Consider the following 15,595-nt stretch of genomic DNA (forward strand, 5'->3'; position numbering starts at 1 on the left):
CATTCCATTACCATACAAATGCGAGCAAACATTGGCAATTGCAGTTGTAGATCAAGAAACAGGAGAAGCAATTCCAAATGTTCAAATCACCTTAATGGATGAAAACATGCAAACTATTGAACAAGTATTTGCCGATGAAAAAGGAATGTATACTTTTGAAAAAGACAAAATAGAGTGTGATAAAGACTACACAGTTCGTGTAACAGGAATCAACGGTTACTCATCAAACGAAAAACCAGTTCACACTGCAAACAAAACAGGAGAAACATTTGTTGAAATTCCATTGGAAAAAAACACAAAGAAAATTGGACCTGAGACAGATTTAGCGGAGACTTTTGGCATTAAAAACATTCTATTTGATTTAGATAAATCAAACATCAGAAAAGATGCAGCAGCACAGTTAGCTCTTTTAGTTGAAGTGATGAATGATTATCCAACGATGAAAATTGATGTACGTTCACACACAGATAGTCGTCAAACACATGAGTACAACGAAAGATTATCAGAAAGAAGAGCCAAATCTACAATTGCATGGTTAGTTAAAAACGGAATTGCAAAAGACCGATTAACAGGTCGTGGATATGGAGAAACACAATTAGTAAACAAATGTGCTGATGGTGTTGATTGTACCGAAGAAGAACACCAACAAAACAGAAGAAGTCAGTTTATTATCCTAGAAATGTAAACTATAAACAAACTTTAAAATCATAAAAAAACCATCTCTTTTATTGAGATGGTTTTTTTATGCTGTATAATTTTATGTTACTTTTTAATAAAAATATTGGTGTAAAACTTTTGACCTGATTCGTTCTCTCGAATTGAAATTCCAAAGTGAGTATAATCACCATCTAAATTTGCTTTATGACTCGCACTTTTTATCCAAGCTTTAACTGCTGATTTTGGAGAACTGTAGTTAAATGCTACGTTCTCTCCTACTTTTAAAGCACCTAAAGCAGTATGCAAATTTGCTTGCCTTTCAGCAAAATTATCATGACCTACAATATTAGTTTCAACCATATATTCGGTATGTTCATAAGATTTATATGAAATATGGTTTATTTTTTCTAAAGTAGAAAGACCAACTGAGTCTCTATATCTATTAATTAAATCTAATGTTTCATTTTCTGCTTCATTGTATTCATAAAATTGAACAACTTCTACAGATTCAATTGAAGCCTCTTCAGGTGTAGAACAAGATACAGTAGTGAATAAAACAATTGCAACAATTGTAAATATTCTAAAAAATTTAGCATTCATAGTAGGTTAAGGTTTAAAAAGATAAAAGCTTTGGGGAACTTTTAAAACTTGTTATATTTAATATTTGTTTTGTTATACTAAATTATAAATATATTTCTTCTTAAAAAACAACCATTACAACATATGCATTAAAACAGTAAAAGCTTTACGGTAAAACCTTACTAAGGTGCTAATCTTTGAATTTTCCACAACATTTTATCACTTATCTTAAAAATAATTCTGTCATGAAGACGATTGGGACGACCTTGCCAAAATTCTACTGAAATAGGTCTCACTAAAAATCCACCCCAATTTTTAGGTCTTGTAATTTCTTTTCCTTCATAAGAAGTTTCTATTTCTTTTAATTTATTTTCTAAAAAACTTCTGTTAGGAATTATTTCACTTTGTGGAGAAACTATTGCTCCTAGTTTACTACCATCTGGTCGTGAAGCAAAATAATTATCTGAAATTGCTTCTGAAGTTTTTTCAGCAATTCCTTTTATGATAACTTGTCTTTCTGCAGCTGGCCAAAAAAAAGATAAACACACATTTGGATTTTGAAGAATAGATTTTCCTTTTTCTGAATTGTAATTGGTATAAAAAATAAAACCTTCTTCATTGAATTTTTTAAGTAGCACTACTCTACTTTTAGGAAAACCATCTAACCCTATTGTAGAGACTGTCATAGCATTAACTTCACTTGCAGTATCCATTGCTTCTACTTCATGAAACCATCTGTGAAATAAATTGATTGGATCTTCAGGTATTAAAGATTCTAATAATTCACTTTTTTCGTATGATTTTCTGTAGTTTCCTAAATCTTTCATGGTTTACCTTTATATGATTTGACAAATTTACGAAGAATAAACTTTACAAGTATGCCTAACAAAAGTTAAATAGCCCTGATGGGAATGGCATCCTTTTTTTGAAAAAAAAAGATAGAATGGACAGCAGGAAAATGGTAGCTAGATAAAGCCCAAGCGATTTGCTCCTACTTAAAACTCAAAACTTTTTCCGTCGTCAGCTAAATGGATATTTTCAAAGATAGTTCCTGCTTCTTCTTTAAACAAATCAATATTACCGTAACGTGTAGAATAATGTCCCATTATGAGGTTTTTGACATTGGCATTTTTTGCAATTTGGGCAGCTTGTTTAGCTGTTGTATGCATGGTTTTTTCAGCCAAATGAGCTTCTGTTTCTAGAAACGTACTTTCGTGATACAAGACATCTACATCTTTAATTATAGGTAAAATATCTTCATTATAAACCGTGTCACTGCAAAAAGCATAACTTTTTTCGTAATCTGGTTCAAAGGAAAGTTCAGCATTTGGAATGGTTCTTCCATCTTCTAAAGTTACATCACCACCAAATTGTATTTTTTGGTAATAACAGGTATCTATTTTGTACCTTTCAATGACTTCAAGATTTAATTTTCTTTTTACATTCTTTTCTTTAAACAAATAACCGTTTGTGTAAACTCTATGTTTTAAAGGAATTGTTTTAACTTGCACTTTTTCGTCTTCAAAAATTATTTCACTTTCTGTTGAACTTAATTCATGAAAATATAAGTTATAACCTGTGTAAGAATTGGAAATTTTAAGCTGTAATAAAATGATTTCTTTGATACCAACTGGACCATAAACATGTAAATCGTTTTCTCTATTTAAAAGGGTGAAAGTCGAGATTAAACCAATTAAACCATAAAAATGATCACCATGTAAATGTGAAATGAATATGTGATTAATGCGTGAAAATTTTATTTTTTGCTTGCGTAATTGGACTTGAGTTCCTTCTCCACAATCAATTAAAAAATGTTGGTTTTTTAGTTCTAAAACTTGAGATGTAGGATTAGTAAAGGTTCTTGGAGTAGCCGCATAACAGCCTAAAATATGAATTTTCAATTTATTTGTGTAATAAGTTATTTCTAAAAGTAGCGATTAAAAGCCTAAATCTCGCTCAATTTCTTCCATTTCTATGATATCTTGAGCTTCTAAAATAGAAGGAACTACTAATAAATAATCTGGAATTTCATTAAAATCAATATTTGAAGCGACAAAAACCATTGTTTTCTTTTCTTTTTTATGCTTTTTATTCAAATCCTTGGCAATTTTTAAATCCTTAATACTAAGATTTTCATCTTTAGAAACATCTAAAATTAGATTTTGTTCTTTAAAAGAATTGAATTGCTCTGTGATTTTTTCAATAAAATTTGAAAAACTACCTTGAGTATCTTTAAGAATTGTGGTATGTCCTTTTTGATCTACTTTCATTTTTTTTGAGTTTAAAAGTAACTTAGGTACTAAGCAACTTCTATTTATTGTTTAATCTTACTTGCCAAAAGATAAATTACAGCCATTCGAACTGCTACTCCATTTTCAACCTGGTTTAAAATTACTGAATGATTTGAATCTGCCACATCAGAAGTGATTTCCACTCCTCTATTAATTGGTCCTGGATGCATAATTACGATTTCTTTATTTAAAGAATCTAACAAGTTTTTATCCAAACCATATTGCTGCGCATATTCACGTGTTGATGGAAAATAATTAACATCTAAACGTTCATTCTGCACACGAAGCATATTAGCAACATCACACCATTTAAGTGCTTTTCTTAAATTTGGTTCCACTTTAACTCCTAGCGAATCAATGTATTTTGGAATCAATGTATTTGGTCCACAAACTTTTACTTCTGCACCTTGCATTTGCAAAGCATATATGTTAGATAAAGCAACTCTTGAATGCAATATATCACCCACAATTACAACTTTTTTTCCTCCAACATCTCCCAATTTTTCACGAATAGTGTAACTATCTAATAAAGCTTGTGTTGGATGTTCATGAGCTCCATCACCAGCATTTACAATACTTGCTTTTACATTATTAGCTAAGAAATGAGCTGCTCCAGGGTTACTATGTCTCATTACAACTAAATCAACTTTCATGGAAAGAATGTTGTTCACAGTATCAATAAGCGTTTCTCCTTTTTTAACTGAAGATTGAGCTGCCGAAAAACTAATCACATCAGCAGAAAGTCTTTTTTGAGCTAATTCGAAAGATAATTTGGTTCTAGTACTATTTTCAAAGAAGATATTAGCAATAGTTATATCTCGTAAAGAAGGTACTTTTTTAATGGGACGATTAATGACTTCTTTGAAATGGTCTGCTGTTTCAAAAATTAAATCAATATCGTTTTTATTGATATATTTTATGCCTAGTAAATGATTTACTGATAATTCTTTCATTTATTATGTTGTTGTGTGTTGTCTTTTCTCTTTCTTCTTTGTTCTATTTTCTTTCCAAATAAACAGCATCTTCTCCATCATTTTCTTGCCATTTTACTAGAACCTTTTCGTTGTTAATGGCATCTACTTGTCTTCCTCTATAATCAGGTTGAATGGGTAAATGACGACTAAATCGTCTATCTATTAAAGTTAAAAGTTCTATTTCTGAAGGTCTTCCAAACGATTGAATAGCTGTTAAAGCCGAACGAATACTTCTACCTGTATATAGTACATCATCAATGAAAACAATTTTTTTATCTTCAACTATAAAATCAATTTCGGTTCTATTGGCTTCTAACGTTTTTTCTCCTCTTCTAAAATCATCTCTAAAAAAAGTAATGTCTAAAAAACCCACTTTTAAATCTTTAATTTGGTACTCTTCTTTTAATATTGAAGCTAATCTATTGGCTAAATATGTTCCTCTTGGTTGAATACCAATAAGAATTGTATTTGAAAAATCGAGATGGTTTTCAATTAACTGACAAGCCAAACGATGCAGTATGATATTGACTTCCTTTGCAGTGAGCAATATTTTTTGACTCATAATGTAGTGTTGTGTTTGGTTGGTAAAAATACATAAAAAATTTTAGTTTAAAAGTTTAGAAGTTTAAAAGTTTAAGAGTTGAGCCTAAATATCTTTTAATATTCAAATCTTTCAATCCAATTACAAAAATCTATAAAAATTCTTTCTATTTTTGTGCCATGGGAAAAAGACGTACAGAAAAAATAATTTTCGAAAATATTGAAGTCCTTGATGCTGGTGCAAAAGGAGTTTCGGTGGCAAAAGCACCAGATGGAAAGGTAATATTTTTACCAAATGTTGTACCTGGTGATGTGGTTGATGTACAAACCATGAAGAAAAGAAAAGCTTACTACGAAGGAAGAGCTACAACTATTCATACATATTCTGAACACAGAACTGAGCCAGTTTGCCAACATTTTGGTGTTTGTGGTGGTTGTAAATGGCAGAATATGAAATATAGCCAACAACTTTTCTATAAAAATCAAGAAGTTTTTAATAATTTAAAGCGAATTGGTAAAATTGAATTACCTGAATTTGAGCCAATTTTAGGTTCTGAAAAACAATTTTTCTACAGAAATAAAATGGAATTTGGTTTTTCAGATTCACGTTGGATGACGAATGAAGAAATAGCTTCTGGTGTTGAATATGACAATAAAAATGCTTTAGGTTTTCATATTCCAAGAATGTGGGACAAAATTTTAGATATTGAAAAATGCCATTTGCAAGAAGATCCTTCAAATGCTATTCGTAATGAAGTTAGAAGTTTTGCCAATGCAAATAACATGACTTTTTTCAACCCAAGAAATCATGAAGGTTTATTGCGAACATTAATGATTAGAACAGCTTCAACTGGAGAAATCATGGTGTTGATTCAGTTTTTTGAAGATGATAAAGCTAATCGTGATTTGATGATGAATCATTTGGCTGAAACTTTTCCTGGAATTATTTCGTTATTATATGTAATTAACAGCAAACCGAACGATACTATTTACGATCAAGATATTAAATTATTTAAAGGTCGTGAATACATTTTAGAAGAAATGGAAGGTTTACATTTCAGTATAAATGCAAAATCTTTCTATCAAACCAACTCAGACCAAGCTTATGAATTGTATAAAATCACTAGAGATTTTGCCGGTTTAAGTGGAAATGAATTGGTTTATGATTTATACACTGGAACTGGAACAATTGCTCAATTTGTATCTAAAAAAGCAAAAAAAGTAATTGGTGTTGAAGCTGTTCCTGAAGCTATTTTGGATGCCAAAGCGAATGCTGAACGTAATACTATAACAAATTGTGAGTTCTTTGTAGGAGATATGAAAAATGTGTTCAATGATGAATTTATTGCTCAACACGGTCATCCTGATGTGATTATAACTGATCCACCAAGAGATGGAATGCATAAAGATGTTGTGGCTCAAATTCTAAAAATTGCTCCTGAAAAAGTAGTCTATGTAAGCTGCAACAGTGCTACACAAGCCAGAGATTTAGCTTTGATGGATGAACATTACAAAGTTACACGTGTTAGACCAGTAGATATGTTTCCTCAAACGCATCATGTGGAAAATGTTGTACTTTTAGAGAAACGTTAAATAATATTGTTTCAGGTTTAAAAATTGGTAACATTGTGTCTAAATTTTGAGCTTGTAATAGAAAATCAATATGAAAAAATATATAATCACATCACTAGTAATTGTTTTAGCAGTTTCTTTTTGGAATTGCGAAAAAGACGATATTTGTGCTCAAGAAACTCCTACAACACCTCGACTTATCATTGAGTTTTATGATGCTGCTAATCCAACAGAATTGAAAAACGTAACAAATCTCGGAATTGCAGAACCTACTTTTGAAACTGGTTATGCATTTAACGCTGTAAGTTCGATAACAATTCCATTAAGAACAAATCAAGATACTACTACTTTAAATTTTGTTTTAAATGGAAGTGATGAAGATGCTACTAATGATTTAACTGATGTTGTTACTTTTAATTATAGTAGAATTGAAACTTATATTTCAAGAGCCTGTGGTTATAAAACAACTTTTATTTTAAACGATACTGATGGATTAGTTATTCCAACATCAAATTGGATTTCTAGTTATGAAATTGTTCAAACAAACATAAATAATGAAGATGAAACACATGTCAAAATATATTTTTAGTCTAATTTGTCTGTGTTTTTCACTTCAAGGAATAGCTCAAGTAAAAGACACTATCAAACAAAAAGAACGTTATGGAGTTCGTGTAGGTGTTGATTTACACAGAATAACAAAATCATTCTACGATAAAGATTATCAAGGAATTGAATTTGTGGGTGATTATAGAATTTCACAAAAATTTTATCTTGCTGGAGAATTGGGTAATGAAGATAAAACTGTGGACGATGATCGATTTAATTTTACTACAAAAGGAACTTATTTTAAAGTAGGTTTTGATTATAATTCCTATGAAAATTGGTTAGACATGGAAAACATGATTTATGTAGGTATGCGTTACGGAGTTAGTTCTTTCAATCATACATTGAACACTTACTCTATTTATGATCCTACAAATTATTATGGATTAACTACTTTAGAATCTGGAGAGAAATTTGAAGGATTAAATGCCAGTTGGATTGAAATTATTGGAGGTTTAAAAGCTGAAGTTTTCAGTAATTTTTATGTGGGGTTTTCAGTTCGATTGAACTATTTAGTTTCAAATAAAAAACCAGAAAATTTCGACAATTTATTTATTCCTGGTTACAATAGAACTTATGATGGAAAATTTGGAGCTGGATTTAATTATACAGTTAGTTATATGATTCCACTTTATAAAAAAACCAAAAAATAGTTTTACATTTTTAATATTAAAAAAGTTATTAAAATATTAAATTCTCAATTAAATTTTTATTAGAGGCTATAAAATTTTATTTTTACTAAAATTAGACTCATAAAAATGAATTTATTAAGTAAAATAAATATTTATAGGAGAAAAGTAACTAAAAAATTGACCAATTCAATTGGAAACTCTGGTGGTTCGTTTTCAAACATTGAATTTATTGATGATTTTTCAAAAATTAAGCGTGTTTTAATTGTTAGACCCAATCATAGACTAGGTAATACTTTATTATATACACCTGTAGTTTTAGAAGTAATTGAAGCATTTCCACAAGCTTCTATAGACTTATTTGTAAAAGGAAAAGTAGCCAAAATAGTATTCAAAAATTATACTTCTGTTAATCGATTTATTGTTTTACCAAAAAAACACTTTAAAAAATTACATAAATACTTGTATGGTTGGTTTTCATTAATCACTAAAAGATATGATTTGGTAATTAATGTAGATGTAAAATCATCTTCAGGAAAAATTGCAACAAAAATATCCAATTCAAAATATAAATTCTACGGTTCTGAGTTTGAAAAAATAATAAAATTTAATGCCAAACAAAAGCATTTTGCAAAATTACCCGTTTACAAGCTTAGAAATTATTTATACAACTCTTCTGATAAAATAATTGAAAATCCAATAAAAGAATTAAATCTTCAATTAAGCAAAAATGAAATTTTAAGTAGTAAAGAAAAATTGAATTCAATTGTTAGTGATACTAAAAAAGAGACCATAGGCATTTTTACTTATGCAACTGGAAACAAATGCTATAGTGAAGATTGGTGGAATGAAATGTATTCAAAGTTATTAATTGAATTTAAAGACTACAACATTGTGGAAATTTTACCTGTAGAAAATATTTCACAAATTAATTTTAAAGCTCCAACATATTATAGTAAAGATATTAGAGAAATTGCTGCTTTCATTTCAAACACAAAATTATTTATAGGTGCAGATAGCGGAATGATGCATTTAGCTTGTGCCACTAAAACAGCTGTTATTGGTTTATTTTCAAAAACACCAAAAGAAAAATATGGTCCTTATGGCAAAAATAAATTTGGAATAAACACTAATGAAGTTTCAATTGATTCAACTATTGAAATCATTAAAAAAACACTCAAGAAATAACTGCTATTTAATCTCTCTCAACCCTTTTACAAACAACCATTTCATAAATAATTTTTCTCCTTCACTGGTCTTAACAGTTTGAAATTTTGGAGCTAGAATAGTTGAAATCACAAAACTTGTAGCTGCAATCCAAAGTCCTTGCAAACCACCAAATGTAATGATTAATGCATAAGCTATGATATAGAAAAAAGTAAATCCTAAAAGGTTAAATAAAAATGCTTTTGTTTTTTTACTCATTTTTTTAAGGTTAAAAGGTTAAAAGGGTTTGTCTGAAAATCCTTAATCCAAATCATTGGTTTGAAATTTCGTTCTCTTACTTCCAGCATACATTTCATATTTTACGAAACGAGCTTCTAGTTTTCCGTTAAATAATTTAATTTTTCTTGAAGGTCTTAATCCTACAAACTTCAAAGCTTCTAAATTAGCTGTAATAAACCAAGCATTTGTGTTGGAATAGTTATTCTTCAATATGTCACCAATTTCTCTGTAAAAACGTTCCATTTCAATATTCAAACGTTCGCCATAAGGTGGATTGAAAACCATGTGTAAAGGTCCATCCGTTTGTTTTTCAGTTTCAAAAAAGTTAGCTTCTCTAATTTTTACAAACTCGTCTAAATTGGCATTTTTAATGTTATCTTTTGCTTTCATTACAGCACTTGGAGCTTTATCATAACCTGTAATAGTGTAATGAAAATCACGCGTTTTCTTTAGTAAGGATTCTAAAATTTTATCAAATAATTCGCTATCCCAATCACTCCATTTTTCAAAAGCAAATTCTTTTCTATTGATATTAGCTGGAATATTACAAGCAATCATAGCAGCTTCAGCCAAAATAGTTCCACTTCCACACATAGGATCTATGAAATGAGAAGTTCCATCCCAACCTGACAATAACAACATTCCAGCAGCTAAAACTTCGTTTATCGGAGCAATGTTTGTAGCTGTTTTGTATCCTCTTCTGTGCAAAGATTCTCCTGAAGTATCTAAAGAAACCGTAACCAAATCTCTATCAATATGGACATGTATTTTCACATCTGGAAAATCTTTGTCAATATCTGGTCGTGTTCCTGTTTTTTCTCTAAATTGATCAACAATAGCATCTTTTGATTTCAAAGCCACAAACTGACTGTGATTAAAATGATCAGAATGCAAAGTCGTTTCGATTACAAAAGTTTGATGTTGTGTCAAATACTTACTCCAATCAATTCGTTGAATTCCATCATATAAAGATTTATCATTAAAAGCTTTAAATTCATGAATAGGTTTTAAGATTTTTAAAGCAGTTCTCAATGCTAGATTTGCTTTGTACATAAACCCTTTATCACCATAAAAAGTCACGACACGAGTTCCTGCTTTTACTTTTTGAGCACCTAATTGTGTTAATTCTTTTTCTAAAAGTTCTTCAAAACCAAATAAGGTCTTGGCAACCATTTTAAAATTATCTTCCATCCTATAAAATTCCAAATATTAAAATTCCAAATTCCAAAAAGCATAAATCTTATACATCAACTCTAAATTTTGGAATAAGTTCAGCAAAAATACACTAATTTTGCCACTTGAAAGAAATGAAATCAGAATAAATGTCAGAAATAAACCAACAACCATCAACCAAAAACAATCAACCATCAACTAATTGGTTTGCTTCATGGTTTGATACGAAGTATTATCACATTTTATATAAAGATAGAGATTATAAGGAAGCACAAACTTTCATGGATAATCTAACCCATTATTTAAACTTACCAGAAGAAGCCAAAATCTTGGATTTGGCATGTGGAAAAGGTCGTCATTCGGTGTATTTGAATTCTTTAGGTTATGATGTGACTGGTGCTGATTTATCCGAAAACAGTATAAAAGAAGCTTCAAAATTTGAAAATGAAAAACTGCATTTCAAAGTACATGATATGCGTGATGTTTGTGATTCAAAATATGATGCGATTTTTAATTTGTTTACCAGTTTTGGGTATTTTGAAAACGATGCGGATAATTTAACAACGCTAAAAGCTATCAAGCACAGTTTAACCGAATATGGTTTTGCTTGTATTGATTTCATGAATGTGGATTATGTGATTGATAATTTAGTTCCAGAAGAAGTAAAAACGGTTGAAAACATTGATTTTCATATCAAAAGATACGTAAAAGACAATCATATTTTCAAAGAAATTGATTTTGAAGATAATGGTGAAAAGTTTCATTTTACAGAAAAAGTACAAGCTCTGCGTTTAACTGATTTCGAAAAAATGATGGAAGAAGCCGATATTTATTTATTAGATATTTTTGGAAATTACAAATTACAACCTTTTTACAAAAATCAGTCAGAACGTTTAATTATGATTTTTAAATAATGAACTATTCGATTTACATTTATCCATTACTTTCAGTTGTTTTAGGTTATTTGATTGCGTTTTTTTTACAACCCAAAAACAAGAAAAATCTAAAATTACTTTTGGCTTTTAGTGGTGCCTTTTTGCTTTCTTTAACTGTAATGCATTTGTTACCTGAAGTTTATGCAGCAGAAGCTCTTTTGCATGAAGGTCACAATCACGCAACTCATGATCATAGTCACAATCATGGTACAAATACAATTGGGCTTTTCATAATGATTGGAATTGTGTTTCAAATTATTTTGGAATATTTTTCAAAAGGAGCTGAACACGGACACGTTCATGGCCATGATAAAATGGATACGATTCCTTGGTTGTTGTTTTTTAGTTTGTGTTTACACGGTTTGTTAGAAGGAATGCCAATAAGCCAACACAATGAATTAGCTTATGGAATTGCGATTCACCACTTCCCTATTGCTATTATTTTGACCTTATTTTTCATGAATGCTGAATTGAATAAAAAAGCTATTCTATTTTTTATGTTGATTTTTGCTTTCATGACACCTTTAGGAACTTATGTTTCTTCAAATTTAGGTTTCTTGACGCAATATTACACGCAAATTTCTGGAGTTGTAATTGGAATTTTATTTCATATTTCTTCAACTATCATCTTTGAAAGTAGCGAAGGACACAAATTTAATTTGGCTAAATTAATTGCTATTATTTTAGGGATTGCTTTAGCTGTTTTTGTTTAGATTATGAAAAAAATAATAATTTTATTAACTTGTATTTTTATATTCAGTTCATGTTCTATAATGAATATCAAAAATATTGATTCTAGTGTTGTTTTAAATAATGAAACAACATTTTGTATCGCTAATGATGAAGATAAAATTGGAACAGTTAAAAATTTAAGACAATTTTTGGAAGACCAAGACATATATATTGTACCATTTGAAAATGCAAAAAATGCAATCGAAAATAGACCAAATTATGCAAACAATATTGTTGTAAAAGATATTGAAAAAATATTTAACATAAAAAATATAAATTCAGTTTATTCTATTGTACTTGATTATCAATATGAAAGAGTTTTAGGAGAAACTATATTTAAGAGATTTAGATATAATATAGTTGATTTAAATTCTGGGAAAACTGTAATTTATGGAAATTCACATTCAAATGAATTGGGAAATACTAATATTACCCTAAAAACTTTAGCTAAAAAGATTAAAAAGCGAATGACTAATTAATATCTCTCAAAATTTTATTACTTTTAGAAATGAACTTCACTAAAACTACAGAACAGGCTTCCAAATATGACCATTTAGAAAAAATGGCTGTTTCGGAATTACTTTCCAATATTAATAATGAAGATAAAACCGTTCCATTTGCCGTTGAAAAAGCGTTACCACAAATTGAAAAATTAGTCGAAAAAGTGGTCGCTAAAATGAAACAAGGTGGTCGCTTGTTTTACATTGGAGCAGGAACTTCTGGTCGACTGGGCATTTTAGATGCTTCAGAATGTCCTCCAACTTTTGGTGTTCCGTTTGATATGGTAATCGGATTAATTGCTGGTCGTGATGTAGCTATAAGAAGAGCTGTCGAAAATGCAGAAGATGATACCGAACAAGCTTGGCACGATTTAAATGAATGCATGATTACAGAAAAAGATGTAGTCGTTGGAATTGCAGCTTCTGGAACAACTCCTTATGTAATTGGTGGTTTAGAGAAATGTAATGAAAACAACATCACTACTGCTTGTATCACTTGTAATGAAGGTAGTCCATTAGCAAAAGTGGCTAAATTCCCAATTGAAGTTGTAGTTGGACCAGAATTCGTTACAGGAAGTAGCCGAATGAAAGCTGGAACTGCTCAAAAATTGGTTTTAAACATGATTTCTACTGCAACCATGATTCAATTGGGAAAAGTGAAAGGCAACAAAATGGTTGACATGCAATTGAGCAATGATAAGTTGGTTGACAGAGGTATAAAAATGATTATAGATGAAATTGACGTAGATTATAAATTAGCTTCTATTTTACTAAAAAAATATGGCAGTGTAAGAAGTGCTGTTGAAAATTATAAACCTTGATTCAATTTCGAATTATCAATTACGAATTATCAATTACGAATTACCAATAGTCAATTAAATATCATGCCAACAAACAAAAAAATACTAGCTAAAGGAATTCAATATTTATCAGGAGCTTTGCCACTTTTATTTATTGGGCCAGTTGTGATCAATAGTTCCTTTAAAAACCAAGAGAATCCTTATTATGAAATTGTATTAGGAGTTGGAATATTATGTTGTGCTTTAGCTGTTTTTTTTATGTTTAAAGGAGTCAATACAATCGTTAAAAGTTTATTCGATGGAGATAAATGATATTTACTTAGTCAGTGTAAAGAAGCAAATGCTTTACTACAAAACCATAGCTGAAAAAGCCATCGAGCAATTGGAAGAAGAACAATTATTTGTTTCGGTCAATGAAGACACCAATTCAATTGCAACTATTATAAAGCATATGGCTGGAAACATGCTTTCACGATGGACTGACTTTTTAACTACTGATGGAGAAAAAGAATGGAGAAATCGCGATGGAGAATTTGAAAACACAGTTAATTCTAAAGAAAAATTATTAAAAATTTGGAATACAGGTTGGGAATGTTTTTTTAAAGCCATTGAAGAATTGAAACCAGGACAACTTTCACAAATAATTTACATCAGAAATGAAGGTCAGACTGCTTTAGATGCTATAAACAGACAATTGGCTCATTATCCTTATCATATTGGTCAAATCGTTTTTTATGCCAAAATGTTAAAAAAAGAAGAATGGACAAGTCTTTCTATTCCAAAAAACAAATCCAACAGTTATAATGCAGAAAAATTTGCCCAAGAAAAAAGCAATAAGCATTTTACAGATGATGAATTAAAAAAATTACAATAACAAGTGCAATGTCAATTACAAGTGCAAAAAATAATTACAAATTCAAATATGAAAATCAACTCAAAACATACAACTTACAACTTACAACCCATCACCTATTACCTATTAGCCATTAGCTTTTTACTAACTTCTTGCTACAACCAAGAACGAAATTGCCAAGATTTCAAAACCGGAAAATTTAAATCGGAAATTGAAGTTGATGGCAAAAAATTAGTTACTACTTTTGAGCGAAATGATTCTATTCAGATTGAAACTTTTGATGGTGTAACTGATACCTATGATGTACGCTGGACAAACGATTGCGAATATGTAATAAAAAACAGTGAACCCAAAAATATGGCTGAACGAAAAGCAGTTCAAGTAAAAATATTGACTACTTCAAAAAAATCTTATACTTTTGAATATAATTATATTGGAGAATCATTAAAACAAAAAGGTATAGTCTACAAGTTAGATAAATAACATATTAAAACCTCAAATCAATGGAAGTTTTTTTAAATGCTGATGCTTGGATTGCTTTACTAACCTTAACTTTTTTGGAAATTATTCTAGGTATAGACAATATTATATTTATCTCTATAGTTACAGGAAAATTACCAGAAGAGAAACGTAAAAAAGCTACACAAATTGGTCTGTTTTTAGCTATGTTTATGCGAATTGGACTATTATTTGGAATTACTTTATTAATTGCAATGAAAGCTCCTTGGTTTAGTTTTGATTTTGGGTGGTTTTCTGCAGAAATTACCGGTCAAGCTTTAATTTTATTGTTAGGTGGATTATTCTTAATTTATAAAAGTACTAAAGAAATTCATGAAAAAGTAGACCATAAAGGAGAAGAAGAAAAAGAATTAAAAGTTTCTGGTTCTGCTACATTTAGTAGTGTTATTACTCAAATTTTAATGATTGATTTAATCTTTTCTATAGATAGTATTTTAACTGCTGTAGGAATGACAAATGGTTTAGAAGGAGCTTTAATTATTATGATTACTGCTGTTGTTATTTCTGTGGGTATAATGATGCTTTTTGCAGTTCCTGTTGGAAATTTTGTAAACAAAAATCCATCGATACAAATTTTAGGATTAGCTTTCTTAATCTTAATTGGTTTTATGTTAATTACCGAAAGTATGCATTTATCAAATGCTGAATTAGCTGGTCAACATGTTGGTGCTGTTCCTAAAGGGTATTTGTATTTTGCCATAGCTTTTTCATTAGCTGTTGAGTTTTTAAACATGAAAATGAGAAAGAAAAAATAATATTTTTTTGAAATTATATCAAAAGAAAAGCTTCTCG

General features: G+C 29.6%; 21 protein-coding genes. 13 read left to right on the forward strand and 8 right to left on the reverse strand.

What is annotated here, in order from left to right; all coding sequences use genetic code 11:
• Positions 1 to 685: OmpA family protein (locus tag ACFO3U_RS11710; protein ID WP_379742484.1), on the forward strand; the 685-nt coding region annotated here is incomplete at its 5' end.
• Positions 686 to 762: 77 nt separating this feature from the next.
• On the opposite strand, the gene ACFO3U_RS11715 is transcribed toward ACFO3U_RS11710, so the two are convergent.
• From ACFO3U_RS11715 to pyrR, 6 genes are all read right to left on the reverse strand, one after another.
• A complete protein-coding gene (locus ACFO3U_RS11715) occupies positions 763 to 1,257 on the reverse strand; it encodes a CAP domain-containing protein (protein ID WP_379742487.1) in 495 nt (164 codons plus the stop codon).
• A gap of 161 nt (positions 1,258 to 1,418) precedes the next feature.
• Positions 1,419 to 2,063 (reverse strand): pyridoxamine 5'-phosphate oxidase, encoded by a 645-nt coding sequence (gene pdxH, locus ACFO3U_RS11720; RefSeq protein WP_379742490.1) that lies wholly within the window; start codon positions 2,061 to 2,063, stop codon positions 1,419 to 1,421.
• Between the two features lie 168 nt (positions 2,064 to 2,231).
• A complete protein-coding gene (locus ACFO3U_RS11725) occupies positions 2,232 to 3,137 on the reverse strand; it encodes a ribonuclease Z (RefSeq protein WP_379742493.1) in 906 nt (301 codons plus the stop codon).
• Between the two features lie 36 nt (positions 3,138 to 3,173).
• Positions 3,174 to 3,506 (reverse strand): ribonuclease Z, encoded by a 333-nt coding sequence (locus ACFO3U_RS11730; protein ID WP_379742496.1) that lies wholly within the window; start codon positions 3,504 to 3,506, stop codon positions 3,174 to 3,176.
• 44 nt (positions 3,507 to 3,550) lie between these two features.
• On the reverse strand, positions 3,551 to 4,480 hold the full coding sequence (locus tag ACFO3U_RS11735; protein ID WP_379742499.1) for an aspartate carbamoyltransferase catalytic subunit: 930 nt from the start codon (positions 4,478 to 4,480) through the stop codon (positions 3,551 to 3,553).
• Between the two features lie 43 nt (positions 4,481 to 4,523).
• Positions 4,524 to 5,063: a bifunctional pyr operon transcriptional regulator/uracil phosphoribosyltransferase PyrR gene (pyrR, locus tag ACFO3U_RS11740; RefSeq protein ID WP_379742502.1), complete on the reverse strand. Its 540-nt coding sequence runs from the start codon at positions 5,061 to 5,063 to the stop codon at positions 4,524 to 4,526.
• Between the two features lie 158 nt (positions 5,064 to 5,221).
• Between pyrR and rlmD the strand changes: the two genes are divergently transcribed.
• The 4 genes from rlmD (at position 5,222) to ACFO3U_RS11760 (ending at position 9,033) form a co-directional block, all read left to right on the forward strand.
• On the forward strand, positions 5,222 to 6,634 hold the full coding sequence (gene rlmD, locus ACFO3U_RS11745; protein WP_379742505.1) for a 23S rRNA (uracil(1939)-C(5))-methyltransferase RlmD: 1,413 nt from the start codon (positions 5,222 to 5,224) through the stop codon (positions 6,632 to 6,634).
• A 70-nt stretch (positions 6,635 to 6,704) separates the two neighbouring features.
• Entirely contained in the window at positions 6,705 to 7,202 is a 498-nt protein-coding gene (locus ACFO3U_RS11750; RefSeq protein ID WP_379742508.1) for a DUF6452 family protein, read from the forward strand.
• On the forward strand, positions 7,183 to 7,869 hold the full coding sequence (locus tag ACFO3U_RS11755) for a DUF6048 family protein (protein WP_379742511.1): 687 nt from the start codon (positions 7,183 to 7,185) through the stop codon (positions 7,867 to 7,869). The genes ACFO3U_RS11750 and ACFO3U_RS11755 overlap by 20 nt, the downstream gene beginning before the upstream one ends.
• A 105-nt stretch (positions 7,870 to 7,974) precedes the next feature.
• Entirely contained in the window at positions 7,975 to 9,033 is a 1,059-nt protein-coding gene (locus ACFO3U_RS11760) for a glycosyltransferase family 9 protein (RefSeq protein ID WP_379742514.1), read from the forward strand.
• Between the two features lie 3 nt (positions 9,034 to 9,036).
• Here ACFO3U_RS11760 and ACFO3U_RS11765 read toward each other — a convergent pair whose 3' ends face one another.
• Positions 9,037 to 9,270, reverse strand: coding sequence for a hypothetical protein (locus tag ACFO3U_RS11765; RefSeq protein WP_379742517.1), 234 nt, complete (start codon positions 9,268 to 9,270; stop codon positions 9,037 to 9,039).
• Positions 9,271 to 9,312: 42 nt separating this feature from the next.
• Positions 9,313 to 10,482, reverse strand: a complete 1,170-nt coding sequence (locus ACFO3U_RS11770) for a THUMP domain-containing class I SAM-dependent RNA methyltransferase (RefSeq protein WP_379742519.1) — start codon at positions 10,480 to 10,482, stop codon at positions 9,313 to 9,315.
• A 131-nt stretch (positions 10,483 to 10,613) separates the two neighbouring features.
• On the opposite strand from ACFO3U_RS11770, the gene ACFO3U_RS11775 reads away from it, so the two are divergent.
• From ACFO3U_RS11775 to ACFO3U_RS11810, 8 genes are all read left to right on the forward strand, one after another.
• On the forward strand, positions 10,614 to 11,378 hold the full coding sequence (locus tag ACFO3U_RS11775) for a class I SAM-dependent methyltransferase (RefSeq protein ID WP_379742522.1): 765 nt from the start codon (positions 10,614 to 10,616) through the stop codon (positions 11,376 to 11,378).
• Entirely contained in the window at positions 11,378 to 12,112 is a 735-nt protein-coding gene (locus ACFO3U_RS11780) for a ZIP family metal transporter (RefSeq protein ID WP_379742525.1), read from the forward strand. Before ACFO3U_RS11775 ends, ACFO3U_RS11780 begins: the two co-directional genes overlap by 1 nt.
• A 3-nt stretch (positions 12,113 to 12,115) precedes the next feature.
• Positions 12,116 to 12,610 (forward strand): hypothetical protein, encoded by a 495-nt coding sequence (locus tag ACFO3U_RS11785; RefSeq protein WP_379742527.1) that lies wholly within the window; start codon positions 12,116 to 12,118, stop codon positions 12,608 to 12,610.
• Between the two features lie 29 nt (positions 12,611 to 12,639).
• Positions 12,640 to 13,452, forward strand: coding sequence for an N-acetylmuramic acid 6-phosphate etherase (murQ, locus tag ACFO3U_RS11790; protein WP_379742530.1), 813 nt, complete (start codon positions 12,640 to 12,642; stop codon positions 13,450 to 13,452).
• Positions 13,453 to 13,515: 63 nt separating this feature from the next.
• Positions 13,516 to 13,743, forward strand: a complete 228-nt coding sequence (locus ACFO3U_RS11795) for a DUF6095 family protein (RefSeq protein WP_379742533.1) — start codon at positions 13,516 to 13,518, stop codon at positions 13,741 to 13,743.
• Positions 13,730 to 14,305, forward strand: coding sequence for a DUF1572 family protein (locus ACFO3U_RS11800; protein ID WP_379742536.1), 576 nt, complete (start codon positions 13,730 to 13,732; stop codon positions 14,303 to 14,305). The genes ACFO3U_RS11795 and ACFO3U_RS11800 overlap by 14 nt, the downstream gene beginning before the upstream one ends.
• Before the next feature lie 48 nt (positions 14,306 to 14,353).
• Complete coding sequence (locus ACFO3U_RS11805; RefSeq protein ID WP_379742539.1) at positions 14,354 to 14,767, forward strand: DNA topoisomerase IV; 414 nt, start codon at positions 14,354 to 14,356, stop codon at positions 14,765 to 14,767.
• Between the two features lie 20 nt (positions 14,768 to 14,787).
• Positions 14,788 to 15,558 (forward strand): TerC family protein, encoded by a 771-nt coding sequence (locus ACFO3U_RS11810; RefSeq protein WP_379742542.1) that lies wholly within the window; start codon positions 14,788 to 14,790, stop codon positions 15,556 to 15,558.
• The last annotated feature ends 37 nt before the right edge of the window (positions 15,559 to 15,595 follow it).

Origin of the sequence: Flavobacterium ponti (assembly GCF_042652765.1) — a bacterium.
In the GTDB taxonomy this organism is placed as follows: domain Bacteria; phylum Bacteroidota; class Bacteroidia; order Flavobacteriales; family Flavobacteriaceae; genus Flavobacterium; species Flavobacterium ponti.

What these genes read in the sequence shown, in the direction of transcription:
- ACFO3U_RS11715 (WP_379742487.1), bottom strand. Translation starts at nt 1,257, where the DNA reads ATGAATGCTAAATTTTTTAGAATATTTACAATTGTTGCAATTGTTTTA.
- pdxH (WP_379742490.1), bottom strand. Translation starts at nt 2,063, where the DNA reads ATGAAAGATTTAGGAAACTACAGAAAATCATACGAAAAAAGTGAATTA.
- ACFO3U_RS11730 (WP_379742496.1), bottom strand. Translation starts at nt 3,506, where the DNA reads ATGAAAGTAGATCAAAAAGGACATACCACAATTCTTAAAGATACTCAA.
- ACFO3U_RS11735 (WP_379742499.1), bottom strand. Translation starts at nt 4,480, where the DNA reads ATGAAAGAATTATCAGTAAATCATTTACTAGGCATAAAATATATCAAT.
- pyrR (WP_379742502.1), bottom strand. Translation starts at nt 5,063, where the DNA reads ATGAGTCAAAAAATATTGCTCACTGCAAAGGAAGTCAATATCATACTG.
- rlmD (WP_379742505.1), top strand. Translation starts at nt 5,222, where the DNA reads ATGGGAAAAAGACGTACAGAAAAAATAATTTTCGAAAATATTGAAGTC.
- ACFO3U_RS11750 (WP_379742508.1), top strand. Translation starts at nt 6,705, where the DNA reads ATGAAAAAATATATAATCACATCACTAGTAATTGTTTTAGCAGTTTCT.
- ACFO3U_RS11755 (WP_379742511.1), top strand. Translation starts at nt 7,183, where the DNA reads ATGTCAAAATATATTTTTAGTCTAATTTGTCTGTGTTTTTCACTTCAA.
- ACFO3U_RS11760 (WP_379742514.1), top strand. Translation starts at nt 7,975, where the DNA reads ATGAATTTATTAAGTAAAATAAATATTTATAGGAGAAAAGTAACTAAA.
- ACFO3U_RS11765 (WP_379742517.1), bottom strand. Translation starts at nt 9,270, where the DNA reads ATGAGTAAAAAAACAAAAGCATTTTTATTTAACCTTTTAGGATTTACT.
- ACFO3U_RS11770 (WP_379742519.1), bottom strand. Translation starts at nt 10,482, where the DNA reads ATGGAAGATAATTTTAAAATGGTTGCCAAGACCTTATTTGGTTTTGAA.
- ACFO3U_RS11775 (WP_379742522.1), top strand. Translation starts at nt 10,614, where the DNA reads ATGTCAGAAATAAACCAACAACCATCAACCAAAAACAATCAACCATCA.
- ACFO3U_RS11780 (WP_379742525.1), top strand. Translation starts at nt 11,378, where the DNA reads ATGAACTATTCGATTTACATTTATCCATTACTTTCAGTTGTTTTAGGT.
- ACFO3U_RS11785 (WP_379742527.1), top strand. Translation starts at nt 12,116, where the DNA reads ATGAAAAAAATAATAATTTTATTAACTTGTATTTTTATATTCAGTTCA.
- murQ (WP_379742530.1), top strand. Translation starts at nt 12,640, where the DNA reads ATGAACTTCACTAAAACTACAGAACAGGCTTCCAAATATGACCATTTA.
- ACFO3U_RS11795 (WP_379742533.1), top strand. Translation starts at nt 13,516, where the DNA reads ATGCCAACAAACAAAAAAATACTAGCTAAAGGAATTCAATATTTATCA.
- ACFO3U_RS11800 (WP_379742536.1), top strand. Translation starts at nt 13,730, where the DNA reads ATGGAGATAAATGATATTTACTTAGTCAGTGTAAAGAAGCAAATGCTT.
- ACFO3U_RS11805 (WP_379742539.1), top strand. Translation starts at nt 14,354, where the DNA reads ATGAAAATCAACTCAAAACATACAACTTACAACTTACAACCCATCACC.
- ACFO3U_RS11810 (WP_379742542.1), top strand. Translation starts at nt 14,788, where the DNA reads ATGGAAGTTTTTTTAAATGCTGATGCTTGGATTGCTTTACTAACCTTA.